The following is a 24,044-nucleotide window of genomic DNA, read 5'->3' on the forward strand; positions in this document are numbered from 1 at the left end:
CCATCCGATCCAAGACTCCACTTCGCCCGAAAACCCGATAGAATTGAGCTGGGGGAGAGGACCAGCAGAACCACATGAGCTTGCCACCCGACGATAGGTCGCCTGAACCGCCGGCCGCGCCGCCGCGAGGCCGGCTGCGCTGGGCTGTCGTGGTGACGCTTGCAAGCGTCCTTGTCGGCGCGGTCGTGGGGTTCGTTGCCTTTCTTGCGCAATTGCACGGCGTCGAGACCCAGCCGGCCCGCAACGCCGACGGCATCGTGGTGCTGACCGGCGGTTCGTCGCGGGTGTCGGATGCGATGGAATTGCTGGCCGGCGGCTACGGCAAGCGTCTGCTGATCTCGGGCGTGCACCCGACCAGTGCCGCCAGCGATATTTCCCGCACGCTGCCTGACAACCAGTCGCTGCTCCGCTGCTGCGTCGACCTCGACTATTCCGCGATCAATACCCGCAGCAACGCCGCCGAGACGCGGCGCTGGGCCCGCGAGCGCGGCTTCAAGTCGCTGATCGTGGTGACGTCGAACTATCACATGCCGCGCGCCATCGCCGAAATGTCGCATGCGATGCCTGACATCACGCTGATTCCGTTCGCGGTGGTCGGCGACAAATGGCGCGACGAGCCGTGGTGGAGCAGCGGTGCTACGTTCCGCCTGCTGCTGTCGGAATACGCCAAATACGTCGCCGTGGAAGTGCGCGTGCGGCTGGCCGATCTCGGCTTCGACCTGGTGCCGGAATGGTCGGATCAGCCGACCGGCTCGCTGCCGCAGCGCCCGGCGACCGCGCAGGCGAATTGACTTCTTCTTCACCTCTCCCCGCTTGCGGGGAGAGGTCGGATCGCACTTGCGATCCGGGTGGGGGTACAGGTCTATCGATAGCATTGCGGTCGCGGAGAGAGCCCCTCATCCCGACCTTCTCCCCGTAAGAACGGGGAGAAGGAGAAGTCTACCGTCCGCCGTCTCCATCCCGCACCGGCACCGCATGCTCGCCGTGCAGCATCATCGCGAGCTGATGCAGTTGCGGATCGCGAAAGCCTTCCGCTTCGATCGCCTTCACGGTGGCGAGCACGTAGTCGCGGTTGATGCCGGACTGGCCGTGGCCCTGCAGCACGTGACGCAACTGATCGGCCAGCGTCAGCCGCCCGGCATATTGCACATGGCCGCGATCGACCACATAGGCCAGCGCGCTGACGCGCTGCCGCGCCTCGTTCTCCAGCCACACCGAACGTTTCACTTCGCGATAGACCGAGGTCACCTGCTCGCGCTCGCGCAAATAGTCGACGGTGGCGCTGCGGTTCTTTTCCGCGACCCGGAACGCGATGCCGCGGCAGGCGCCGCCGCGATCCAGCCCGAGCACGAGGCCGGGCTTTTCCGGTGTGCCACGGTGGACGAACGAATAGACGCAGAGCGCGCGGTGCTCGCCGATCAGCCGCGCCGGAACCCGTTCGACGAAGTCGAAGCCCGGCCGCCAGATCAGCGAGCCATAGCCGAACACCCAGAGGTCGCCTGTCGGGAATTCCGAGTCGTGTAAGGTAATCGAGGACATTTTTGCTAAGCGTTTTCGAGCGAAGTGGACCCCGGTTCGCGTAAAGAAAACGCGTCAAACAGAAAATGGCTATCAGAACAGAGCGCTGAAGCGAAGTGAATTCAGCGCCTTTTGTTGTGATGTCCAAGCGCTTACATTTGACAAAATCACCGGCCAAAGGACGCCGCATGCCTGACATGACCCCCGCACTGCGCCGTCGCCCGCTCTGGCGCCTCTTCATCATGCCCGCTCTGCTGGTGGTCGCTGCCATCGCCTGGAGCGGCTTCTGGTTCTATGCGGCCTCCGAGGTCGGCGTCCGCGCCGACGCCTGGCGAGCCAGGGAGGCCAAGTCCGGCCGGGTCTATGATTGCGGCAAGCGCTCGGTGGCCGGCTATCCGTTCCGGCTCGAAGTGAGTTGTGAAGATGCCAGCGTGTCGCTGGTGTCGCAGACGGCGGGGGCGCCGTCGGCCTTCACCGCGCGCTTGAGCGAAATCATGGTGATCGCGCAGATCTATCAGCCGAACCTGCTGATTGCCGACTTCAAGGCGCCGGCGACGCTTGCCGACCGCGGCGAGCCGCCGTCGATGAAGGTGAACTGGACCACCGGCCGCAGCAGCATCACCGGGCTGCCGACCAATCCGCAGCGTGCCTCCATCGTGTTCGACAATCCCGCGATCGACCGCATCAACGGCCCGGTGCAGACGCCGCTGGCGAAGGCCGGCCATGTCGAGCTGCACGGCCGCATCGCCGAGGGCTCGCCGCAGGATCATCCGGTGATCGAAACCGTGCTGCAGATTTCAGGCGGCACCATCCAGGAAGTGCATCCGCTGTTGGCGCAGCCGTTCGATGCCGACGTCCAGACCAAGCTGAGCGGGCTGAAGGATTTTGCGCCCAAGCCGTGGCCGGAACGTTTCCGCGAGATTCAGGCCGCCGGCGGCCATGTCGAAATCGTGCGGTCGCGGATCCAGCAGGGCGACCTGGTCGCGGTTGCCGCGGGCACGCTGGGCCTCAACGCCAGCGGCCGGATCGAGGGCGAATTGCAGATGACGGTTGCCGGCATCGAGAAGGTGATTCCGGCGCTCGGTATCGAAAAAATGCTGGAGGAGGGCGTGCCGCAGGCGACGCTCGACAAGGTGGCGCCGGGCGTGAAGAGCCAGGACCTCAACAATCTGTTCGGCGCGCTCGACAAGGCGATCCCGGGTCTCGGCAAGGTCGTCAAGCAGAACGCCAATGCCGGCGTCGCCGCCGGCATCAACTCGTTCGGCACCGCGGCCGAACTCGAAGGCAAGAAGGCGCGTGCCTTCCCGTTGCGCTTCGTCGACGGCGCGGTGTTCTTCGGCCCGATCAAGGTGGCGCAGCTCCCGCCGCTGTTTTGACTCGTCCCGGCGAACGCCGGGATCCATAACCGGGAATCGTAGCGCGGCGTAGGGTGGGTTAGGCGAAGCCGTAACCCACCTCTGCTCTTTCCCCAGCGAGAAGGTGGGTTACGCTTCGCTAACCCACCCTACGAAGTTAACGACTCTCTCCCGGTAAACTGCCGCTCGCCAAAGCGTGATGGCGCGGCGGGAATGCCTCGCCAGCTATCGCAGTCTTGCTCTCTGACGACCCAATGACACCGTGGGTCGATAACGAGGAGAGCAGAGATGACTACGTTCAAATTGCTTGGTGCGGCAGCCGTTCTGTCGGCGCTGGTCGTGTCTTCGGCATCGGCGCAGGCGGTAATCGACGAGCCGGGCATGTATGCATTTTATCATCCGAACGGCGACGTGCTTCATGCAGGATCGTCGCGGCCGGCCTTTGATGCCCAGGCGAAGGCGCGACCGGTGATGATGCGCCATCCGCTGCCGGCGCGGCACCGGTCCGTCAAATAAGATCCGCGGTTTCAACTCATGCGGGCTCGGTCGGTGAGGGCTGAGCCCGTACTTTTTGCACAGTGATCTTGTCCGCCGAAGCTCTGCGAGCGAAGGCGGAAGGCGTAACCCACCTCTGCTCTTTCCCCAGCGAGAGGGTGGGTTACGCTTCGCTAACCCACCCTGCGAAGTTAACCACCCTCTCCCGGTAAACTGCCGCTCGCCAAAGCGTGATGGCGCGGCGGGAATGCCTCGCCAGCTATCGCAGTCTTGCTCTCTGACGACCCAATGACATCACCGTGGGTCGATAACGAGGAGAGCAGAGATGACCAGTTTCAAGTTTCTTGCTGCGGCTACCATTCTGTCGGCCTTGATCGCAACTTCGGCATCGGCGCAGCCGGTGATCGACGAGCCGGGACTGTACGCGTTCTATCATCCGAACAGCAGTCTCGGTCTTGGTTATTCACGGCCGTCTGCCGATGCCCAGGCGATGGCGCCGCGGCCGGTGATGATGCGCCATCCGCTGCCGGCGCGGCACCGGTCCGTCAAATAAGATCCGCGGTTTCAACTCATGCGGGCTCGGTCGGTGAGGGCTGAGCCCGTACTTTTTGCGCGGTGATGTGCAGGGCGGATTAGCCGACTTGTCCGCCGAAGCTCTGCGAGCGAAGGCGGAAGGCGTAATCCGCCGATGCTACGTTACTGGGCAAGAGAATGACGGTACGCTGGCGCTAAATCCGCCCTACATTTCTGCCGTCGTCATTCCGCGATAGCGGAAAAATACCGGAGAGGCTGCGGTCGCGGCACTGTGATTGAAATCGCTCTGGCCGAAGGCCGATCAACGCACATCTCCTGACGACGGTTTCAAAAAACCCGCTGCGTGCAACGGGTCGAATGGATGGAGAGAACAAATGAATAATTTCAAGATATTGGCCGCTGCGCTGGTTCTATCCGCGGCGTCGGCAACGTCAGCTTTTGCCCAGGCCGCGATCGGGGAGCCCGGCCTGTACTCGTTCTATCATCCGAACGGCGACGTGCTTCATGCCGGATCGCCGCCCCCGGCGGCGGATGCGATGGCCGCCTACACCGGCCGGGCCGTGACTTCAGCGCCGCATCGCGCACGTCATCCGCATTCGGGGTACGTGCGCTAACGCTTTCGACGGCTTGATTCCGCCAACGACGCAAGCCGTGAGGCGTGCGACAAAATGGCACGACGGGCAAATCACCAAAAGTCTGTCCAGCCCTTCGGCTAAAAATATTTCCGTTGAGCCGTCGGGCAAATCAGATTTAGGACTCCCGCCATCCTGTTCCGCCAGAGGGGCGTCGGCCGTCGTCGCAAACGAGGGACAGGGGGCGGTGGACGCGGCAGCACGCGAGACGAACGGGCTGCTGTGTACGGTGAAATCGTTTGGGTCCGACGCCCCGATGCAGGCGTCAAGTTCGAAGGCAGCCAACGCTGCCCGAGAGCGATGGTGTCACAAAAAGCAGGGTCACCAGGACGATCTCGTATAAGCCGTAAAGCCATTGCGCAGGGAAGGCCGGATGCCTCCGCCAAACCTGTATGCTCATGTGCACCATCTTGTTGCAACTATCGCACATGAGACCACGGGTGCGGCGCGCACCCGGTCTTCCCTGCGCCCTCTGATATCGAGGGCAAGGTCGATTGCAAAACTTCGGGCAGATCATGCCGCGAGAATAATTCTTGTCGTCCCGGACAAGCGAAGCGCGATCCGGGACCCATACGCCGCGGCAGGGGTTGTTTGGTGAGATGTTCGACGACTTGCGTCCGACAACCAACATTCGTGGTTATGGGTCCCGGCTCAAGGCCGGGACGACGAGTTGATGGAGCGACGTGTAATCCTACTCCGCCTTCTTCTCCAGATTCGCATGCGGGCGGCCGAAATCCGGCGCTGCCGAGTCCTGGCCGATCTCGACGATGCCGCGGCGGATGGCGCGGGTGCGGGTGAAGTGTTCGAACAGCGCTTCGCCGTCGTTGCGGCGGATGGCGCGGGTGAGCTTCGAGAGATCCTCGGTGAAGGTGCCGAGCATTTCGAGTACCGCGTCCTTGTTGTTCAGAAACACGTCGCGCCACATCGTCGGATCCGAGGCCGCGATGCGGGTGAAGTCGCGAAAGCCGCCGGCGGAAAACTTGATCACTTCGGACGACGTCACCTGCGCCAGTTCATCGGCGGTGCCGACGATGGTGTAGGCGATCAGATGCGGCAGGTGGCTCGTAATCGCCAGCACCAGGTCGTGGTGGTCGGGCGTCATGATCTCGACCCTGGCGCCCATGCCGGCCCAGAACGCACGCAGGCGCTCGGTGGCGGCAGCGTCGGTGCCTTCCGGAGGGGTGAGAATGCACCAGCGGTTGATGAACAGTTCGGCGAAGCCGGAATCGGGGCCGGAGTGCTCGGTGCCGGCGACGGGGTGCGCCGGTACGAAATGCACACTCGCTGGAAGGTACGGCGACATCTCACGCACGATCGCGCCTTTGACCGAACCGACGTCGGAAACGATGGCGCCGGCTTTCAGGAACGGCGCGATCTCCTGCGCCACCGGCCCGCAGGCGCCGACGGGAATGCAGAGGATGACGAGGTCGGCGTCCTTGACCGCTTCGGCGTTGGTCGCGAGCACGGCGTCGACGATGCCGAGTTCGGCGACGCGCGCGCGCGTCTTCTCCGAGCGTGCCGTGGTGACGATTTCGCCAGCCAGGCCCTGGGCCCGCGCGGCGCGCGCGATCGAGCCGCCGATCAGCCCGAAGCCGATCAGCGCGACGCGGTTGAACAGCGGAGCGGCGCTCACTTGGCCGCCATGAAGTCACGCAGCCCGTCGACGACGAGGCGATTGGCCTCTTCGGTGCCGATGGTCATGCGCAGCGAATGCGGCAGGCCGTAATTGTTCAGCGCGCGCAGCACCAGGCCGCGTTTGGTCAGATACACGTCGGCCTCGGCGGAGGTCTTGCCCTTGTCGAGCGGAAAATGGACCAGCACGAAGTTCGCCACGCTCGGCGTCACCTTGAGGCCGAGCTTGGTGATTTCCTCGGTCAGCCAGTTGCGCCACGTCTCGGTAAACGCCTTCGACATCTGGACATGCGCGGTGTCTTCGATGGCGGCGACCGCGGCGAGCATCGCCGGGGTCGAGACGTTGAACGGGCCGCGAATGCGGTTGACGGCGTCGACGATGTTGGCCGGGCCGAACATCCAGCCGACGCGCAAGGCGGCAAGACCGTGAATCTTGGAAAACGTATGCGTCATCACGGTGTTTTCGGTGGTCGCCACCAGCTCGATGCCGAGTTCATAGTCGTTGCGCGACACGTAGTCGGAATAGGCAGCGTCGAGCACCAGCAGCGCCTGCGGCGGCAGCCCGGCGCGCAAGCGCTTGACCTCGTTGAACGGAATATAGGTCCCGGTCGGGTTGTTCGGGTTGGCGAGCCACACCAGCTTGGTCTTCGGCGTGACACGCTTGAGGATGGCGTCGACGTCGGCGGTGAATTCGGTCTCGGGCGCAACGACGTTGGTGGCGCCGTTCGCCATGGTCGCGATCGGGTACACGAGGAAGCCGTGGGCGGTGGAGATCGCCTCATCGCCGTGGCTGAGATAGGTGTGCGCCAGCAGGTTGAGGATTTCGTCCGAGCCGGCGCCGCAGATGATGCGGTCGGGATCGAGCCCGAAGGCGCGGCCGATCGCCTCGCGCAGCACCCGCGAAGTTCCTTCCGGATAGTCCTCCAGGCCCGCCGCCGCCTGCTTGTAAGCTTCCTTCGCCTTCGGCGACGGCCCAAACGGGGTCTCGTTGGCGGACAGCTTGAACACCTTGCGGCCGGGCTCCGGCACCGGCGTCTTGCCGGGCGTGTAAGGCGCAATATCGAGAATGCCGGGATTCGGCACGGGGCGGTACATCGTCAACTCCGGATCGTCAGGGTCGTTTCAGGACTTGGCAGTTCAAGATCTGGCAGTTCAAGATCTGGCAGCCCCGTTCGGGGGCACCGTATAGCGCGTTGCATGGCTGCCGACGAGTGCCGACGAACGCACCGACGCACCGGCCCCAATCAAGGCCATCTTGATCTTCTCAAAGCCGGTGCCGGCATCCGACACCAGCAGCGCCGCGCCGTCGAAGGCGGTATCGGGCACGGCGACGATTTCCGCGAGCGGCGCCAGCGCGCGCGCCGTGTCGGCGTTCCAGCCGGAGACGCGGACGCTCCACATCTGGACTTCGGTGTCCATGGCGTCGTCGGCGACCCGCGAGATCACGAACACCGGAAGCGCTGCCGGATGGTCGGCGCGTTCCAGGAACGGAAAGCGGGCGATGATCTTCGGCGCGCCGTCGGCTTCGAGTGCGATCCACCATGGCGTGCGGCTCGAGATCGCCGAGACCAGCGCCAGATCGCCCTTGGATTTCGCCACCGCCTCGACCGCGGCCTGGGCGCTGAAATGCGCCACATAAGGCACGACGAAGCCGAAATGAAACCGCGCCGAATCCCGCATCGCGGGCTCGCTCACCGAAACATCCGCATGCACCGCGAACGGCGCTTGGACAAAGGTGAAGGTCGAGATGATGACGCGCCAGATGCTCTCGATGGTGTCGAGCGGCAGGATGCCGCGATGGCGCTTGACCAGTTCGCGCATCATCGAGGCCTCGCGCGCCGGACGGAACGCCGAGCCGACTTCCTGGGTCTGCTTGACCTGGATCAGCCGGTCGATGATGTCGCCGCGCGCCATCAGCAGACGGTGGACCTGCTCGTCGATCGCGTCGATCTCTTTGCGTAGCTCCTGCAGCGAGGGCGGAGCCGGGGGTGCCTTGGACATATTCTCAACTCTCAATGCCGGATCGGTCGAAATTGCCGGCAAACGCAGTCATTGATTAGGAAAGACGGCCGATGAAAGCAAAGGAAACGTGCGGGACCGTGCGCTGCGGCGAGACGGTTAACCATGGACAAGCCTTGACGAAAAGCCTGCCCGGGACTAGCTTTGGCTTTCTCCGTGGTCATTTGAGCCGGCCGGCTTGCAGCCACGTTAAACAACTCGCTAAACAGGCCGGGGACAGAAGTGATCCCGGCCGAACCTTTGTTCAGGCCGGGTTTTTTATTGGCCTGATTCTGTCCATGGACCTCCGCTAAGGAGGCCGGTGCCGATATGACAAATGTGCAGTCGATACCCAGCCCGTCGATCCACAGCGAGGATCGCGCCCATGAGGCCGATCATCCGACCTCGCTGGTGGCGAAGTTCGGCATGGAGCAGCCGCTGAAACTCGATTGCGGCGTCGATCTCGCGCCGTTCCAGATCGCCTATCAAACCTATGGCGAACTGAACGCGGACCGTTCCAATGCCATCTTGATTTGCCATGCGCTGACGCTTGATCAGCATGTCGCCAATGTGCACCCGATGACCGGCAAGGCGGGCTGGTGGGCGAACATGGTCGGTCAGGGCCTTCCACTCGATATCGACCGTTACTTCATCATCTGCGCTAACGTCATCGGCGGCTGTATGGGTTCGACAGGGCCGGCTTCGACCAACCCGGCCACCGGCAAGCCGTGGGGGCTGGACTTTCCTGTCGTTACCATCCCCGACATGGTGCGCGCGCAGGCGATGCTGCTCGACCGTCTCGGCATCGATACGCTGTTTTGCGTGGTCGGCGGATCGATGGGCGGAATGCAGGTGTTGCAATGGACGGTGGCCTATCCGGAGCGGGTGTTTTCGGCGATGCCGACCGCCTGCGCGACGCGTCATTCGGCGCAGAACATCGCGTTTCACGAGCTTGGCCGGCAGGCCGTGATGGCGGATCCGAACTGGCACCAGGGTCGTTACACCGAGAACAGCACCCTGCCGCATCGCGGCCTCGCGGTGGCGCGGATGGCGGCGCACATCACCTATCTGTCGGACGCGGCGCTGCATCGCAAGTTCGGACGGCGGATGCAGGATCGCGCTTTGCCGACCTTCTCGTTCGACGCGGATTTCCAGGTCGAGAGCTATCTGCGCTATCAGGGCTCGTCGTTCGTCGAGCGCTTCGACGCCAACAGCTATCTCTATCTGACGCGGGCGATGGATTACTTCGATATCGCCGGCGATCATAACGGCGTGCTGGCGCAGGCGTTTCGCGGCATCAAGACCCGCTTCTGCGTGGTGTCGTTCACCTCGGACTGGCTGTTCCCGACCTCGGAATCGCGCGCGCTGGTGCATGCGCTGAATGCGTCGAGCGCGCGGGTGTCGTTCGCCGAGATCGAGACCGATCGCGGCCACGACGCCTTCCTGCTCGACGTTCCCGAATTCTTCGACATTTCCCGTGCCTTCCTGGAATCCGCAGGCAAGGCGCGCGGGTTGGGCTCAGGTGGCCCGGGATCGACAGGTGGTTGAGATGGCGTTGCAGGAACAGAGTTTGCCGCTCGGCGGCATCGCGCCCGAACGCATCGGGAAATACCGCACCGATCATCTGCTGGTCGCCGGCATGGTCGAGCCCGGATCAAAAGTGCTCGACGTTGGCTGCGGCGAAGGTGAACTGCTGCAACTGCTGGAAAGCCGCGGCATCGACGGCCGCGGCATCGAGTTGTCGCGCGAGGGCGTCAACCGCTGCGTCGCCAAGGGGCTCGCGGTGGTGCAGGGCGACGCCGACACGGATTTGCTCAACTATCCCGACGACGCCTTCGACTATGTGATCCTGTCGCAGACGCTGCAGGCGACACGGCAGCCGCGCGTGGTGCTGGAAAACCTGCTCCGGATCGGGCACCGCGCCATCGTGTCGTTCCCGAATTTCGGCTTCTGGAAGATGCGGCTGCAGTTGCTGGTGGGCGGCCACATGCCGCGCACGGAAAATCTGCCGGCGACCTGGTACGATACCGCCAACATCCATTTCTGCACGATCAAGGATTTCGTCGAGCTCTGCGGCGAGATCAACGTCAAGATGGAACGCGCGGTGGCGCTCGATCTCTACGGCCGGCCGGTGCCGCTGAACCTGCCATGGTGGGTCTGGAACATGTTCGGCGAGCAGGGCGTGTTTTTGCTGTCGAGGGCTGGAAAGGGGAAATAGCTGTTGCCCGTCATTCCGGGGCGATGCGTAGCATCGAACCCGGAATCTCGAGATTCCGGGTTCACGCTTCGCGTGCCCCGGAATGACAGCTAGACGATCACCCCGGCTTCATCGACCTTGCATCCCGCACCGGCCACCTCCCGGCCTCGACCAGTGCAATGAACCGCTCGACCATCTCGTTGAACAGTGCGGGCTCCTCGAGATTGAGCACATGGCCCGACTTCGGAAAGAACGACAGTCCCGCCGCCGCCAGGTGCTGCTTCAGGAACAGGCTGGGCTCGACGCAATTGTCGTCCTCGTCGCCGCACAGGATCAGCGCCGGCGTCGGCACCTTCCGGATCGCGTCGGTCAGGGTGTAGATCGAGGGCCGGCCACCCTGAAAACTGCGCATGGTGTTGGCCGAGCCTTGCGCGCTGTGCCGGGCCAACGCCGCATAGAAATCGGCGTGACCGCGCGGGTCCTTCAGCAAGAACGGAATCCGGCTCGGCGCCTCGCGCGTAGCCTTGGCGACCTCGATCGAGCCTGTCGTCTCGTACTGCACGGCGTTGGCCTGGCACTGCTTGCGGAACGCGTCGAGATTTTCGAGATTCGAGCCCGAGCCGACCGCGGCGAGCGTCATCGACAGCGCGCGTTCCGGAGCGTTGAGGCCAACTTGAAGCGACGAATAGGAGCCCATCGACAGGCCTATGAAATGCGCTCTTGCAATGTTGAGATGATCGAGTACGGCGAGCGCGTCGGTGTAGAAATGCTTGTAGGTGTAGACATCCGATGTCGGCGGCACGTCGGAGGGCGTGTAGCCGCGGGCCGAATAGGCGATGCAGCGATGGCCGCGCGAGAAGTAGCGCATCTGCGGCTCCCAGTTGGTATGGTCGGCCGCGAATTCATGCAGGAAAATAATCGGAGTTCCGCTTCCCGCTTCCTCGAAATACAGACGGACATTATCTTTCGCAATGGCATGGGGCATTGGCATTTCCTCTCGTTGGCCGGCCCCAGATTTGCAGTTAATTCTCGCGGCGGCAATGCGGCACCATTGATCGCTTATGGCCACTGAATCATCGCGGAATGACCCCGAAATCGATTTCGCACTGCCACATGAAATCTTCCTCTCGTCACACCCCGAATCTCAAAACCGCCGCCGCGTTCGTTTCCGCAGGAACGCGACAGGGGAAGGGGGGCTACAGAGGATGATCTATGATTCAGTTGCTTGCGTTTCTCCGCTCACTTCGTGTCTCGCCTCGAGTTCTGGCACTGGCTCTATGTTCGGCGTCGATCGCCGTATCCGTCACGCCCGCTCACGCACGGTCTCATCATGGCGGAGGGCGTCATGCGCGCGCCTATCACGCCGGCCATCACGCGAGGCGGCATTACGTTCACATCCAACGTCGGCATCTGACGGAAAGTTCGCGCTGGGAGCGCGGTGTGGCGCAGATGCAGGCGGGCGGCTTTGCCGACACCCATGCAAGCTTCTCACCGAACGCAAGCGCCGCAGCGAGCGCAAGCGCCGCAGCGAATTCAACCCTGACGCCGACCGGAGGCGCGATGGCGGCGAGCTTCACCTCATCGAACGTCGTCGCCGAAGCGCGGCGCTACCTCGGCGGTAATCCGACCGGCCGCGGCAGTCTGTGGTGCGCGCGGTTCATGAACCTGGTGCTGCAGCACTCCGGCTATCGCGGCACCGGCTCCGACATGGCAAGTTCGTTCGCGCATTACGGCGAGCGCGTTTCCGGTCCGCAGGTCGGCGCCATCGCCGTCATGAGTCGCGGACGCGGCGGCGGCCATGTCGGTATCATTACCGGCATCGATGCGTCAGGAAATCCGATCATGATATCCGGCAATAACGGCAATCGGGTCCGGGAAGCGCCGATCTCGCGCGGCCGGATCTACGCCTACGTCATGCCGACCGGCTAGATCAGGCGATCTGCAGCAGACGGATCAGGCCGAGGCTGATGAGGCCCAGGATGACAAGCGAAGCGGTGACCGCGGCTGTGACGCGGACACCGGCGTTGGCCACGACCCGCACATCCACGCCCAATCCGAGCGCGGCCATCGATACGGTGGTGAGCAGGCTGGCCGTGGTTGCCAGCGGGATCAGCATGGCCTGCGGGATCAGTCCGAACGACCGAAAGGCGGCGACGATCAGAAAGCCGAGGATGAACCATGGCACCAGTTCGTGCAGCGCAGGGCCGGAGCGTCTCGTCGTCCTGACTTCGCTCGCGCCGCTCCGGTGTTGCGGTGGAAGGTGGCGGCTGATCAGCGAAAGGCCGAGCACCACCGGGCCCAACATCAGCACGCGGACCAGCTTGACCACGGTGCCGACCTGGTTGCTCAACTCGCCGATCGGAAGCGTAGCCGCCAGAACCTGTGGCACGGCATAGACGGTAAGGCCGGCCATAACGCCGTATTGCGTCAACGACATCTTCAACAGCGGCACGAGAAACGGCAGGCATAATACGACGACAACGCCGAGCACGGCCGTGAACGCGATCGAGGAGGCGACGTCGTCACTGTCGGCGTCGATGATCGGCGCGACCGCAGCGATCGCCGAGTTGCCGCAGATCGAGTTGCCGCACGCCACCAGGATCGACATCCGCAACGGCAGGCCGAGCAGGCGGCAGATCGCGTAACTGCTCGCGATCGCAACCACCACGATGCCGGCAATGCCAAAGATCAATGCCAGCCCGAGCGCCGCCGCGGCACTGGCGCTGACGGCGGCGCCAAGCAGCACGACAGCGACTTCCAGCAATATCTTCGCGCTGAACTGGATGCCGGCACTCCAGGTCGGCCCGGGCGTCCAGGCGGTTCGGATCGCGACGCCAAGCAGGATCGCAATGACCAGCGCTTCCAGGTAAGGCTGGCCGGCAAAACCGACCTCCACCCGCTCAAGCAGCATCGCGACGACGGTTACCGCCACGCAGAGGATCAAGCCAGGCAGGAGGCGGATGACGCGTTCGAGCAAGAGATGACCTCAGGGGGCTGCGTGCCCGGTCACGATACCGGAATCGCGGCCAAGACTAATGCACAATCGTCGCGATCGCGTCGCCCGCGCCAATGCTGCCGCCGGCGATGACCTCGGCATAGATTCCGCAATCGTTGTGGCCGAGGCGGCGCATCAGCGTGTTCGGGATCGAGAGGTCGCGCGCGCCGGTGTCGGGATCGACATTGACGGCGGCGCATCTGACGATGCGCTTGACCACCTTGAGGCGGACATCGCCGATGGCGAGCGTCCGGTCGAGTTGCTCGAACTCGTGCCAGGCCGGCCAGCCCTCGACATAGAGGTTGGCCCGAAATCGAAGCGGGTGGACGGGGTGGTCGACCATGCTCTCGATGGCGCGGAGGCTCGCGAGATTGATGATCGAGACGACCTTGCGGGCGACGTCCGAAAAGCTGTGGCCCGGGCTGGTTAGGATCCTGGGCGGCCCCTTGATCTCGCCGGCATATCGGTGGGCAAAGAACTGCTCGATCGCGGTCCGGCCCTCTGATGTTTCGAGGTCGCCCTCGGCCGCCACCGCACCGTTCCGGCGGATGGTCAGGACGTGGCTCGCATCGTCGAAATGGGTGCGCAGCGGCGCCAGCCATTCGTCCCGCTGCAGCATCAGGAAGTGGGGTTTTGACAGCCATTTCGGTTCGGCCGGGTCGAAGCCCGAGGGGCCGTTCTCGATGGCGTAGCGGCGGTCGGCCGACAGCGTCTCGCCGGGCAGAAGCGCGGCTTGGCCGAGCGGTTCCGGGGAGAGGCCTTTGACGGGATAGCGGTAAATGCCGGCGATTGTCGCGGTCGGAGACGAGGTCATTCGGCCTTGTAGGGGATTCCCTCAAGCCCCGCTACCGCCCCAAAATTGCAGGCCGGCCTCTTCCGTTTCGGCCGCCGATGCCCACATTTGCATCAAGCCTACAAAATGATGGCGACGACTGCCGGCCGGTTGAGGAATGTCAACGCAGCCGCGCGGAAACCCAATGAAGATGCCATTTTCATGCCTTAGGGGTGGGAACGGCAGGCCGAGGGAAAGCAACAATGAATATTGAAAAATACACCGAGCGGGCGCGCGGATTCATTCAGTCTGCGCAATCGCTGGCGGTGCGCGACGGACACCAGCAGTTCTCGCCGCTGCATATGCTGAAAGTTTTGCTGGACGACAGCGAGGGCCTGGCCGGCGGTCTGATCGACCGCGCCGGGGGTAATTCCCGCGCCATCCTCAAAGCCACCGAGGACGCCCTCAACAAACTCCCAAAAGTCTCCGGAAGCGGTGCGGGGCAGGTTTATCTGGCCCCCGATCTGGCGCGCGCTTTCGATGCTTCGGAAAAGGCCGCCGAAAAGGCCGGCGACAGTTTTGTCACGGTTGAGCGGCTGTTGCTCGGGCTCGCGCTCGAAAAGGGCAGCGACGCCGGCACCATCCTGAGCAAGGGCGGCGTCACGCCGCAGAATCTCAACGCGGCAATCGAATCGCTGCGCAAGGGACGCACCGCCGATAGCGCCACGGCCGAAAACGCCTATGACGCGCTGAAGAAGTACTCCCGCGACCTGACCCAGGCCGCGCGCGACGGCAAGCTCGATCCCGTGATCGGGCGCGACGAGGAAATCCGCCGCACCATCCAGGTGCTGTCCCGCCGCACCAAGAACAATCCGGTGCTGATCGGCGAACCCGGCGTCGGCAAGACCGCGATCGTCGAGGGCCTGGCGCTGCGCATCCTCAACGGCGACGTGCCGGAAAGCCTGAAAGACAAGAAGCTGCTGTCGCTCGATCTGGGTTCGCTGATTGCGGGCGCCAAATATCGCGGCGAGTTCGAGGAGCGGTTGAAGGCCGTGCTGCAGGAGGTTACTTCGGCCGAAGGCAGCATCATCCTATTCATCGACGAGATGCATACGCTGATCGGCGCCGGCAAGGCCGACGGCGCGATGGATGCGTCCAATCTGCTGAAGCCCGCTTTGGCGCGGGGCGAACTGCATTGCATCGGCGCCACCACGCTCGACGAATACCGCAAGCACGTCGAAAAGGACGCTGCTTTGGCGCGCCGGTTCCAGCCGATCTTCGTCAGCGAGCCCACGGTCGAGGACACCATCTCGATCCTGCGCGGACTGAAGGACAAATACGAGCAGCACCACGGCGTGCGCATCACCGACTCCGCATTGGTGGCGGCGACCACGCTGTCGAACCGTTACATCACCGACCGTTTCCTGCCCGACAAGGCCATCGATTTGATGGACGAGGCAGCGGCACGGCTGAAGATGCAGGTCGATTCCAAGCCGGAAGAACTCGATTCGATGGACCGGGAAATCATCCGGCTGAAGATCGAGCAGGAGGCGCTGAAGAAGGAAACCGATGCCGGCTCGAAGAGCCGCCTGCAGACGCTGCAGAAGGAGCTGGTCGATCTCGAGGAGAAATCGGCTGACCTGACGTCGCGTTGGAGCGCGGAGAAGAACAAGCTCTCCAACGCCCAGAAGCTGAAAAGCGAGCTCGACGGCCTGCGGATCGAACTCGCCAACGCGCAGCGCCGCGGCGAATTCCAGCGCGCCGGCGAACTGGCCTATGGCCGGATTCCCGAGCTCGAAAAAAGGCTCGCCGATACCGAGGCCAAGGAAAATCCCGGCGAGATGATGGAGGAGGCGGTCACCGCCAACCACATCGCGCAGGTGGTGTCGCGCTGGACCGGCGTGCCCGTCGACAAGATGCTGGAGGGCGAAAAGGACAAGCTCCTGAAGATGGAGGGCAGTCTCGGCAACCGCGTGGTCGGCCAGGCTGAAGCGGTGCGGGCGGTGGCGACCGCCGTGCGCCGTTCGCGCGCCGGCCTGCAGGACCCGAACCGGCCGATGGGCTCGTTCATGTTCTTAGGCCCGACCGGCGTCGGCAAGACCGAGCTGACCAAGGCGCTGGCGGAATATCTGTTCAACGACGAGACCGCGATGGTTCGCCTCGACATGTCCGAATACATGGAGAAGCATTCGGTATCGCGGCTGATCGGCGCGCCTCCCGGCTATGTCGGCTATGACGAGGGCGGCGCATTGACCGAAGCGGTGCGGCGGCGGCCCTATCAGGTCGTGCTGTTCGACGAAATCGAGAAGGCCCATCCGGATGTCTTCAACGTGCTGCTGCAGGTGCTCGATGACGGCCGCCTGACCGATGGCCAGGGTCGCACCGTCGACTTCCGCAATACGCTGATCATCATGACCTCGAACCTCGGTTCGGAGTTTCTGGTCAACCAGCCGGAAGGCGAGGACACCTCCGAGGTGCGCGAGCAGGTGATGGGCATGGTGCGTGCGCATTTCCGGCCCGAGTTCCTCAATCGCGTCGACGAGATCATCCTGTTCCACCGGCTGCAGAAGAGCGAGATGGGCCGGATTGTCGAGATCCAGTTCGCCCGCCTCCAAAAGCTGCTGGAGGAGCGCAAGATCGTGCTCACGCTCGATGCCGGGGCGCGCGACTGGCTCGCGGCCAAGGGCTGGGATCCCGCCTATGGCGCACGGCCGCTGAAGCGGGTGATCCAGCGCAGCCTGCAGGATCCGCTGGCCGAGATGATCCTCGCCGGCGAGGTCGCCGACGGCGACCGCGTCGCGATTTCCTCGGAAGGCAACGTGCTGACCTTCAACGGCAAGGCGCCGCAAACCGCCGAGATCGCGCAATTCGAAGCGCCGGTCCCGAAGCGGAAGTTGAACTGAGTACGGTTCAGCTAAACGACGACGTCGTGCCCGGGCAAAAGTGCGAAGCACGTCTTCGCGCAGATGTCCCGGGCATGACGGTTGTGGGTTATTTCTTCGTGATCTTGTAGATCGCATTCTCGATGTTCGACGAGAAATAGATCACCCCCGATGCGCCGACGCCGACGCCGGTCGGGATGTTGGTCGGCAATCCGCCGGGGGCGCCGGCGAGGCCGATCGGCAGATTGGCGGCGATCTCGGTGATGGTCCCGCTCGCCGGGTCGATCTGGACGATGCGTTTGGCGCCGACTTCGGCGACGATCAGCTTGCCGTCAGGCGCCAATGCAATGCCCTCGGGCATCTTCAGGTCCTTGGCGATCACGTCTTTCACTCCGTTGGTCTCGATCTTCGATACCTGTCCCGAAAAAGCCTCCGTAATGTAAACAGCGCTGCTCGATGCCTGGACCATGCCCACCGGTCCTTCGAGAAGGCCGATGATCGGGGTGCGGGTATCGCCATGCTCGCCCTGGACCCGCACCAGCGACTTGGTGCCGAGTTCGTTGACGAGAATGCTGCCGTCACTGAGCTTGACGGCGTCGTGCGGGGCCTTGAAGCCGTGCAGCATTTCGGTGGTCTTGCCGGTCTTGCGGTCGATCACCTGCACCGTGCCGGTGAACCAGCTCGATAGCAGCACGTCGTCGCCTTTGGCGGTGGCGCTCATCGGATATTCCAAGGTCACGCCGTCGGCATGCATGCGGGCGGGTTCGGAGACTTCGCCGGTGGCGCCGTCGACGGTGCGGTAGGCGAACACGTCGGCAACATAGATGGTGTCCTTGTCGCCGTCGGAAACCACGCCGATGCCGCCGGGCAGCGCCAGCTTGCCGATAATCACCTGTTTGGCCGCGCCGGTTTCCGGATCGACCTCCTGAATGCCGTTATCGGCCATGTTGGAGACGAAGATGTGGTCCTTGTCGTCGATCGCGAGGTTGTCGAGCGAGGGTTTTAGCTGCGCGACCATCTTCTTGGCGCCGGTTTTGGGATCGACCCGAACCAGCTGCCCGAGCGCGGTGTCGACGACCCAGAGATTGCCCTTGGAATCGAAGTTGACCGCGGCCGGAACCTTGAAGCCGTCGGCGACGACAGTCAGTTCGGCCTTGTCGACATCGACCTTGGCGACCTGGCCCTTGAACCACAGCGGGCCGTACAGCATGTCGTCCGGGCCGAATTCGAAGCCGTTGAGGCCGCCCATCTTCTCCATGATCTGGCGCGGCGGTTTGACGCCCTCGACGTCGATCTCATAGAGGGTGTCGCCGAGGAAGACGGTCGTCGCATACAGCCTTCCGTCCTTGCGGTAGGCGAGCGAATTGATGCCGGGCAGCCCCGAGGCGAGTTTCTTGATCGGGCCGTCGCCCTTGCGCGAATAAAGATCGCCGGTGAGAAAGCCGGTCCAGGCCATGGTGCCGTCGGGCGCGAACGCGATGTCGTCGGCCATGCCTTCCGGCGTCGGGATCGCAATTTTCGCCGTGCCATTAGTGAGATCGACCTCGTACAGCGCGGCGCCTGCGACGCTGCCGGCGAACAGGCGCCCGGACTTGTCGATGCCGAGCCCGTGCACGCCATGGAACGCCGAACCGGGAACGAGTTTGGTGACCTCATAGGTCTGCGCCGAAGCGCCGATAATGGTGGTGGTGAGAATGATCGCAGCAACAGTCGCACTGCATGCAAGCCTGCTCGTCATGACGCTACCTCCCGTTGATTTTGGAGGAGAGTATTCGTCCGGGATGACGGTTTGGCAAACGAAACCTGTCGCAAAAACCACTGTGCCGCAGCCACAAAATCGACACACGGCCAAACCGGCGCACGGCCAAATCGGCACGACAATCGTGTGCCGGCGATTTCAGTTCGTCAGGATCTTATCGAAAATTCAGCGATTGCTGACCTGACGCACCGGCGGGGCGCCGGCGGTGCCGGTGGCATCGGAGACCCGTGCGCCGCTGCCACGGTTGCTCATCTGGGTATCGAGACGATCGCGCTCCTTCTCGAAGCCCGCCATCATCGGACCCTCGAGCGAGCGGCCGCGCGGCAGCTTGACGCGCAGCGGGTCGACGAAGCGGCCGTTGACCAGGATTTCGTAGTGGACGTGCGGGCCGGTCGACTGGCCGGTCGATCCGACGAAACCGATGACCTGGCCCTGGCGGACGCGTTTGCCGGGCTCCATGCCCTTGGCGAAGGCCGACATGTGGCCGTAGGCGGTCTCGTAGCCGTTATTGTGCTTGATGCGGATATATTTGCCGTAGCCGCCTTCGGGGCCGACCTTTTCGAGCACGCCGTTGCCGGAAGCGAAGATTGGCGTGCCGTAGGACGTGGCCCAGTCGACGCCGGTGTGCATCTTGACGTAACCGAGGATCGGATGGCGGCGGCCGCCGAAGCCCGAGCGCATGATCGCGTTGTTGACGGGCTTGCGGACCAGGAACTTCTTCGCGCTCTTGCCGGTCTCGTCGTAATAGTCGACCACGGCGTCGTCGGGGGTCTGGAAACGGTAGTATTTCTTGGTTTCACCGCCGACGGTAAGGGCCGCGAACAGCACCTCGGTCTTTTCGGTGATCGCCGAACCTTCGTCTTCGCCGGCATAGAACACGTCGAAGGAGTCGCCGGGCTGCACCTTGCGCTGGAAATCGACGTCGTAGGAGTAGATCCGGATCATGTCCTCGATGACGGTCGCCGGCACCTTGTTGCGCAGCGCGGTCTCGTAAATGCTCTGGTAGAGCCGGACGCCGGTGCCGTCATCATCTTCGTCGTCGTCCTTGCTGTCGGCGGGCTCGGCAACGGTATTCATGCTCTGGACGTCGACGGCAACGTATTTGCCGATGTCCGACAGCGCGGCGACGGCTTCGATGGTGGTGTCGTTGGCGACGATCACGCGATAGGGCTGCAGCCGCACCCCGGGTCCGGGACTTGCCGGCGCCATCAGGATGCGCAGCTTCTGGCCTTCCTTCAGGCCGCCGTCGCGGCCCTTGGGACCAAGCGTGGCCGCGATCGCCTTGGCTTCATCGGGGGTGGCACCCTGATCGCGCAGGATCGAGGTGACGGTATCGCCCTTTTTCACGACATGAACGCGTTCGCCGGACGGGTTGCCGCCGGTGATCTGTTCCTTGGTCTTGGCCAGCAGGGTGACGTTTTCCGGCACCACGCGGGTTTCAAAGCCGGCATAGGGATCGGAGACGTTACCCTCGGTGGCATAGGCCAGCTTCATATCGGATTGGGCGCCGCTGGCGTCCGCGGTGGCGTTGGCGAGCGCGGTGTAGCGCACGCCGGCACCGGCGCCGCGCCAGTTGGCGGCGTCGCGTACCCGCAACAGGATTTCGTCGAGCGCGACCACGGCTGCGAGCTTCGCCTTCGGCAGCACCGAGGCGAGGTCCTTGGTGACGAAGGAGACCTCGGCATCGGGTTCGGCGGCATCGGCCGCGTTCGGATCGTCGGAGGCGGCGGGCGCCGCACTGCCGACATCGGTCAGCATGCGCTGGGCGTTGAAAGGCGGAATTTTTGCGGAAAGGTCGCTCGTCGTCATCGACAGGTTGCCGGAGATGCGGATGAACGGCCGTACCCGCATCACGTCGCGGTTGCCGACGCGGGTGACGGTGGAGACCTTCACCACATTGCGCGAGGCGCTGGATTCGCCGGGCGGCGGCAGCCGGTCGCTCTTGTGCAGGGTGACGGTGCGGTCGTTGGCGCCGAACGCGCCGCGCAAGGCGCCCTCGACCCGTTCGGGAACCTTGGCAAAGGTCATTTCGCCGTCGAGCGACGCAAAAACGGCGCCGCCGATGAGAGCCGCGCCGCACAGACCAGTCAGGATAGTGCCGCTAAACCATTGTACGGAGACGCGGCGGCGATCGATCACCGCAGCCTCGGAGCCGTCGACGGAAAGTGGCGGCTCGTGGCCGAGATCAATGATCCCGGCTTCACGCCCATAGCCGCTTCCGCGTGACGCCTTCTGGCTCAACCCCGTATCCCCCCAAATTCCATCGACATTCGACAAGACCTTCGCCCGTTCCGGAACCGTATTGTTCGCCCCTTTTGCGGGAGCGATCCCGGAGCATGGCGTGCCGCACGCATAAATATTCGGGAATCAGAGGCCAGAAGAAGACCGGCCGGAGTCTCGAACGTCAATGGTGTGCAAATCTCTCGAAGTTCGCGGCCGTGTGGGAAAGGCGACGGGTTCACGTGAAGATCGCCATTCCCGGGTAGAAGTAGATCGCCCTGGTAGATCAACACCGGCAGCCCCCACTGGCATCCGGTGCTTCGATGCTTACCTTATTGTCAGAACGTCGCAGGATTGTGGCTCAAGTGCGGCGCAAAGCCCCTAAATATAGGGACTTCTTGGCGCCGAAAATTTCTTCCACATGATGCGACAATTTGTTGACGATGGCTGTTGACAGGTCCGATAGGGCGGGCCTATAACCCGGCCACTGAGCGCGGCGATGCATTGGCTCTGAGGCCAAGGCATCTGTTCGTGCCCGTGTAGCTCCTCATTACGGTGAGTGACTCAAACAGCCGATAACAATCGGTTGTTATTTGTCGTCGGAATGAGGAACTAGCGGAGCCTTCCAGCAGTGGAAGGGTGGGGTCCCAGCGATCCCGGGCTGTTTGACAAGTGAAGATGAAGAAAGAGAAACGTGGACGGCGGAGTCCTTGCGGGCCTCGATTACTTGAATACGCAAGTATTGAAGTGTTGGGGCCGGACGAAAGACTTCGGCGGTACACGTTTACATAGGTTACACCATCGTTGCCCGCGATGTGAATCGCAGGCAGCTTGTCAGCTTCGGCTGGCAAAAAATGGTGGGACCTCGTCAAACGTTGTGATCAGCCGGTTTGAAGTTTCAAGTCCAACTTGAGAGTTTGATCCTGGCTCAGAGCGAACGCTGGCGGCAGGCTTAACACATGCAAGTCGAGCGGGCGTAGCAATACGTCAGCGGCAGACGGGTGAGTAACGCGTGGGAACATACCTTTTGGTTCGGAACAACACAGGGAAACTTGTGCTAATACCGGATAAGCCCTTACGGGGAAAGATTTATCGCCGAAAGATTGGCCCGCGTCTGATTAGCTAGTTGGTGAGGTAACGGCTCACCAAGGCGACGATCAGTAGCTGGTCTGAGAGGATGATCAGCCACATTGGGACTGAGACACGGCCCAAACTCCTACGGGAGGCAGCAGTGGGGAATATTGGACAATGGGCGCAAGCCTGATCCAGCCATGCCGCGTGAGTGATGAAGGCCCTAGGGTTGTAAAGCTCTTTTGTGCGGGAAGATAATGACGGTACCGCAAGAATAAGCCCCGGCTAACTTCGTGCCAGCAGCCGCGGTAATACGAAGGGGGCTAGCGTTGCTCGGAATCACTGGGCGTAAAGGGTGCGTAGGCGGGTCTTTAAGTCAGGGGTGAAATCCTGGAGCTCAACTCCAGAACTGCCTTTGATACTGAAGATCTTGAGTTCGGGAGAGGTGAGTGGAACTGCGAGTGTAGAGGTGAAATTCGTAGATATTCGCAAGAACACCAGTGGCGAAGGCGGCTCACTGGCCCGATACTGACGCTGAGGCACGAAAGCGTGGGGAGCAAACAGGATTAGATACCCTGGTAGTCCACGCCGTAAACGATGAATGCCAGCCGTTAGTGGGTTTACTCACTAGTGGCGCAGCTAACGCTTTAAGCATTCCGCCTGGGGAGTACGGTCGCAAGATTAAAACTCAAAGGAATTGACGGGGGCCCGCACAAGCGGTGGAGCATGTGGTTTAATTCGACGCAACGCGCAGAACCTTACCAGCCCTTGACATCCCGGTCGCGGACTCCAGAGACGGAGTTCTTCAGTTCGGCTGGACCGGAGACAGGTGCTGCATGGCTGTCGTCAGCTCGTGTCGTGAGATGTTGGGTTAAGTCCCGCAACGAGCGCAACCCCCGTCCTTAGTTGCTACCATTTAGTTGAGCACTCTAAGGAGACTGCCGGTGATAAGCCGCGAGGAAGGTGGGGATGACGTCAAGTCCTCATGGCCCTTACGGGCTGGGCTACACACGTGCTACAATGGCGGTGACAATGGGATGCTAAGGGGCGACCCTTCGCAAATCTCAAAAAGCCGTCTCAGTTCGGATTGGGCTCTGCAACTCGAGCCCATGAAGTTGGAATCGCTAGTAATCGTGGATCAGCACGCCACGGTGAATACGTTCCCGGGCCTTGTACACACCGCCCGTCACACCATGGGAGTTGGTTTTACCTGAAGACGGTGCGCTAACCCGCAAGGGAGGCAGCCGGCCACGGTAGGGTCAGCGACTGGGGTGAAGTCGTAACAAGGTAGCCGTAGGGGAACCTGCGGCTGGATCACCTCCTTTCTAAGGATGGTTCTTCAGAAGCTTGCTTCTATCGAGCCGTTTTAGAAACATCAGTGGCCAACGATCGTCAGGATTGTTGAGCTGCATTGGCGGGATTTCGCCGTCTACGTTTCTCTTTCTTTTGCGGACGAACACGCGCCGGGGCTTAGCGTTGTGCGTTGCATCGGCGTGAGCTGGTGCGCGCAGGCAAGACCCTCGTGTTAGGGCTTGTAGCTCAGTTGGTTAGAGCGCGCGCTTGATAAGCGTGAGGTCGGAAGTTCAAGTCTTCCCAGGCCCACCACTTTGATCGAGTGCATGCGTCTCTACTAGCCGGCAAACAGCATTCGTCTTCTGGTACGGGGCCATAGCTCAGCTGGGAGAGCGCGTGCTTTGCAAGCATGAGGTCGTCGGTTCGATCCCGTCTGGCTCCACCAGATGGAATTGAAGATCGATGCAATGCTTTCAGCAAGGCGCTTCGAACATCGTCCGCAAAACATCACTTCGCATGTCGCGTCCTACGGGACGCGCTTGCGGGATTTCTGACATCGTAAAGAGGAGATTGATCCGAGTTTTGGATCTGCAAAGCAATTTGCGGAATCCAATTCATAATCTCCAGGTCATTTCGGCGCTCGCGCATCGAAACTCATCGCAAGATGAGTGAGGTGAGTGAGTTGTAAATG

18 protein-coding genes, 2 tRNA genes, 1 rRNA gene and 1 riboswitch are annotated in these 24,044 nt (G+C 62.6%); of the genes, 12 read left to right on the forward strand and 9 right to left on the reverse strand.

Going from position 1 to position 24,044, the window contains the following annotated elements; genetic code table 11:
• Positions 1 to 74 precede the first annotated feature (74 nt).
• Positions 75 to 791, forward strand: coding sequence for a YdcF family protein (locus BLS26_RS22625; RefSeq protein WP_092514741.1), 717 nt, complete (start codon positions 75 to 77; stop codon positions 789 to 791).
• A 148-nt stretch (positions 792 to 939) separates the two neighbouring features.
• Here the strand turns inward: BLS26_RS22625 and BLS26_RS22630 are convergent, their stop codons facing one another.
• A complete protein-coding gene (locus BLS26_RS22630) occupies positions 940 to 1,539 on the reverse strand; it encodes a gamma-glutamylcyclotransferase (RefSeq protein WP_092514743.1) in 600 nt (199 codons plus the stop codon).
• A gap of 167 nt (positions 1,540 to 1,706) precedes the next feature.
• Here BLS26_RS22630 and BLS26_RS22635 point away from each other — a divergent pair, with 167 nt between their 5' ends.
• From BLS26_RS22635 to BLS26_RS22650, 4 genes are all read left to right on the forward strand, one after another.
• A complete protein-coding gene (locus BLS26_RS22635; protein ID WP_092514745.1) occupies positions 1,707 to 2,894 on the forward strand; it encodes a DUF2125 domain-containing protein in 1,188 nt (395 codons plus the stop codon).
• A 267-nt stretch (positions 2,895 to 3,161) separates the two neighbouring features.
• Positions 3,162 to 3,389: a hypothetical protein gene (locus BLS26_RS22640; RefSeq protein WP_092514746.1), complete on the forward strand. Its 228-nt coding sequence runs from the start codon at positions 3,162 to 3,164 to the stop codon at positions 3,387 to 3,389.
• Between the two features lie 304 nt (positions 3,390 to 3,693).
• Entirely contained in the window at positions 3,694 to 3,921 is a 228-nt protein-coding gene (locus tag BLS26_RS22645; RefSeq protein WP_092514748.1) for a hypothetical protein, read from the forward strand.
• A 355-nt stretch (positions 3,922 to 4,276) separates the two neighbouring features.
• Complete coding sequence (locus tag BLS26_RS22650) at positions 4,277 to 4,516, forward strand: hypothetical protein (RefSeq protein WP_092514750.1); 240 nt, start codon at positions 4,277 to 4,279, stop codon at positions 4,514 to 4,516.
• 709 nt (positions 4,517 to 5,225) lie between these two features.
• On the opposite strand, the gene BLS26_RS22655 is transcribed toward BLS26_RS22650, so the two are convergent.
• Genes BLS26_RS22655 through BLS26_RS22665 form a run of 3 tightly spaced genes read right to left on the reverse strand, consistent with a single transcriptional unit; the run spans position 5,226 to position 8,167 of the window.
• Positions 5,226 to 6,167 (reverse strand): prephenate/arogenate dehydrogenase family protein, encoded by a 942-nt coding sequence (locus BLS26_RS22655; protein WP_092514751.1) that lies wholly within the window; start codon positions 6,165 to 6,167, stop codon positions 5,226 to 5,228.
• Complete coding sequence (gene hisC, locus BLS26_RS22660; RefSeq protein WP_092514753.1) at positions 6,164 to 7,261, reverse strand: histidinol-phosphate transaminase; 1,098 nt, start codon at positions 7,259 to 7,261, stop codon at positions 6,164 to 6,166. Before hisC ends, BLS26_RS22655 begins: the two co-directional genes overlap by 4 nt.
• A gap of 57 nt (positions 7,262 to 7,318) precedes the next feature.
• Positions 7,319 to 8,167, reverse strand: coding sequence for a chorismate mutase (locus BLS26_RS22665; protein WP_092514755.1), 849 nt, complete (start codon positions 8,165 to 8,167; stop codon positions 7,319 to 7,321).
• A gap of 164 nt (positions 8,168 to 8,331) precedes the next feature.
• Positions 8,332 to 8,411, forward strand: a riboswitch (SAM riboswitch).
• 83 nt (positions 8,412 to 8,494) lie between these two features.
• On the opposite strand from BLS26_RS22665, the gene BLS26_RS22670 reads away from it, so the two are divergent.
• Positions 8,495 to 9,712, forward strand: a complete 1,218-nt coding sequence (locus BLS26_RS22670) for a homoserine O-acetyltransferase (protein ID WP_092514756.1) — start codon at positions 8,495 to 8,497, stop codon at positions 9,710 to 9,712.
• Position 9,713: 1 nt separating this feature from the next.
• The gene (metW, locus tag BLS26_RS22675; protein ID WP_172804667.1) at positions 9,714 to 10,382 is read left to right on the forward strand and encodes a methionine biosynthesis protein MetW; all 669 of its coding nucleotides are present in this window, start codon (positions 9,714 to 9,716) and stop codon (positions 10,380 to 10,382) included.
• A gap of 97 nt (positions 10,383 to 10,479) precedes the next feature.
• Here metW and BLS26_RS22680 read toward each other — a convergent pair whose 3' ends face one another.
• Positions 10,480 to 11,346, reverse strand: coding sequence for an alpha/beta fold hydrolase (locus tag BLS26_RS22680; RefSeq protein ID WP_092514760.1), 867 nt, complete (start codon positions 11,344 to 11,346; stop codon positions 10,480 to 10,482).
• Between the two features lie 227 nt (positions 11,347 to 11,573).
• On the opposite strand from BLS26_RS22680, the gene BLS26_RS22685 reads away from it, so the two are divergent.
• Positions 11,574 to 12,290, forward strand: coding sequence for a TIGR02594 family protein (locus tag BLS26_RS22685; RefSeq protein WP_092514761.1), 717 nt, complete (start codon positions 11,574 to 11,576; stop codon positions 12,288 to 12,290).
• 1 nt (position 12,291) lies between these two features.
• Here the strand turns inward: BLS26_RS22685 and BLS26_RS22690 are convergent, their stop codons facing one another.
• Complete coding sequence (locus BLS26_RS22690; protein ID WP_244541657.1) at positions 12,292 to 13,338, reverse strand: YeiH family protein; 1,047 nt, start codon at positions 13,336 to 13,338, stop codon at positions 12,292 to 12,294.
• 55 nt (positions 13,339 to 13,393) lie between these two features.
• Positions 13,394 to 14,170: an MOSC domain-containing protein gene (locus BLS26_RS22695; RefSeq protein ID WP_092514762.1), complete on the reverse strand. Its 777-nt coding sequence runs from the start codon at positions 14,168 to 14,170 to the stop codon at positions 13,394 to 13,396.
• Between the two features lie 221 nt (positions 14,171 to 14,391).
• On the opposite strand from BLS26_RS22695, the gene clpB reads away from it, so the two are divergent.
• Entirely contained in the window at positions 14,392 to 17,031 is a 2,640-nt protein-coding gene (gene clpB / locus BLS26_RS22700; RefSeq protein ID WP_092514763.1) for an ATP-dependent chaperone ClpB, read from the forward strand.
• An 88-nt stretch (positions 17,032 to 17,119) separates the two neighbouring features.
• Here the strand turns inward: clpB and BLS26_RS22705 are convergent, their stop codons facing one another.
• Together BLS26_RS22705 and BLS26_RS22710 are read right to left on the reverse strand one after the other, a co-directional pair.
• On the reverse strand, positions 17,120 to 18,748 hold the full coding sequence (locus tag BLS26_RS22705; protein WP_092514764.1) for an SMP-30/gluconolactonase/LRE family protein: 1,629 nt from the start codon (positions 18,746 to 18,748) through the stop codon (positions 17,120 to 17,122).
• 186 nt (positions 18,749 to 18,934) lie between these two features.
• Positions 18,935 to 21,010 carry a LysM peptidoglycan-binding domain-containing M23 family metallopeptidase gene (locus BLS26_RS22710; RefSeq protein WP_092514766.1) on the reverse strand — a complete coding sequence of 692 codons (2,076 nt, stop codon included), beginning with the start codon at positions 21,008 to 21,010 and terminating at the stop codon, positions 18,935 to 18,937.
• An 884-nt stretch (positions 21,011 to 21,894) separates the two neighbouring features.
• Between BLS26_RS22710 and BLS26_RS22715 the strand changes: the two genes are divergently transcribed.
• From BLS26_RS22715 to BLS26_RS22725, 3 genes are all read left to right on the forward strand, one after another.
• Positions 21,895 to 23,385, forward strand: a 16S ribosomal RNA gene (locus BLS26_RS22715).
• 203 nt (positions 23,386 to 23,588) lie between these two features.
• Positions 23,589 to 23,665: transfer RNA gene (locus BLS26_RS22720), tRNA-Ile, on the forward strand.
• 57 nt (positions 23,666 to 23,722) lie between these two features.
• A tRNA-Ala gene (locus BLS26_RS22725) sits at positions 23,723 to 23,798 on the forward strand.
• The last annotated feature ends 246 nt before the right edge of the window (positions 23,799 to 24,044 follow it).

This window comes from Afipia sp. GAS231 (assembly GCF_900103365.1).
GTDB lineage: Bacteria > Pseudomonadota > Alphaproteobacteria > Rhizobiales > Xanthobacteraceae > Bradyrhizobium.

Bases quoted from the DNA above. Each gene is read 5' to 3' on its own strand.
- BLS26_RS22625 (WP_092514741.1), top strand. From the start codon at position 75: ATGAGCTTGCCACCCGACGATAGGTCGCCTGAACCGCCGGCCGCGCCG.
- BLS26_RS22630 (WP_092514743.1), bottom strand. From the start codon at position 1,539: ATGTCCTCGATTACCTTACACGACTCGGAATTCCCGACAGGCGACCTC.
- BLS26_RS22635 (WP_092514745.1), top strand. From the start codon at position 1,707: ATGCCTGACATGACCCCCGCACTGCGCCGTCGCCCGCTCTGGCGCCTC.
- BLS26_RS22640 (WP_092514746.1), top strand. From the start codon at position 3,162: ATGACTACGTTCAAATTGCTTGGTGCGGCAGCCGTTCTGTCGGCGCTG.
- BLS26_RS22645 (WP_092514748.1), top strand. From the start codon at position 3,694: ATGACCAGTTTCAAGTTTCTTGCTGCGGCTACCATTCTGTCGGCCTTG.
- BLS26_RS22650 (WP_092514750.1), top strand. From the start codon at position 4,277: ATGAATAATTTCAAGATATTGGCCGCTGCGCTGGTTCTATCCGCGGCG.
- hisC (WP_092514753.1), bottom strand. From the start codon at position 7,261: ATGTACCGCCCCGTGCCGAATCCCGGCATTCTCGATATTGCGCCTTAC.
- BLS26_RS22665 (WP_092514755.1), bottom strand. From the start codon at position 8,167: ATGTCCAAGGCACCCCCGGCTCCGCCCTCGCTGCAGGAGCTACGCAAA.
- BLS26_RS22670 (WP_092514756.1), top strand. From the start codon at position 8,495: ATGACAAATGTGCAGTCGATACCCAGCCCGTCGATCCACAGCGAGGAT.
- metW (WP_172804667.1), top strand. From the start codon at position 9,714: ATGGCGTTGCAGGAACAGAGTTTGCCGCTCGGCGGCATCGCGCCCGAA.
- BLS26_RS22680 (WP_092514760.1), bottom strand. From the start codon at position 11,346: ATGCCCCATGCCATTGCGAAAGATAATGTCCGTCTGTATTTCGAGGAA.
- BLS26_RS22685 (WP_092514761.1), top strand. From the start codon at position 11,574: ATGATTCAGTTGCTTGCGTTTCTCCGCTCACTTCGTGTCTCGCCTCGA.
- BLS26_RS22695 (WP_092514762.1), bottom strand. From the start codon at position 14,170: ATGACCTCGTCTCCGACCGCGACAATCGCCGGCATTTACCGCTATCCC.
- clpB (WP_092514763.1), top strand. From the start codon at position 14,392: ATGAATATTGAAAAATACACCGAGCGGGCGCGCGGATTCATTCAGTCT.
- BLS26_RS22705 (WP_092514764.1), bottom strand. From the start codon at position 18,748: ATGACGAGCAGGCTTGCATGCAGTGCGACTGTTGCTGCGATCATTCTC.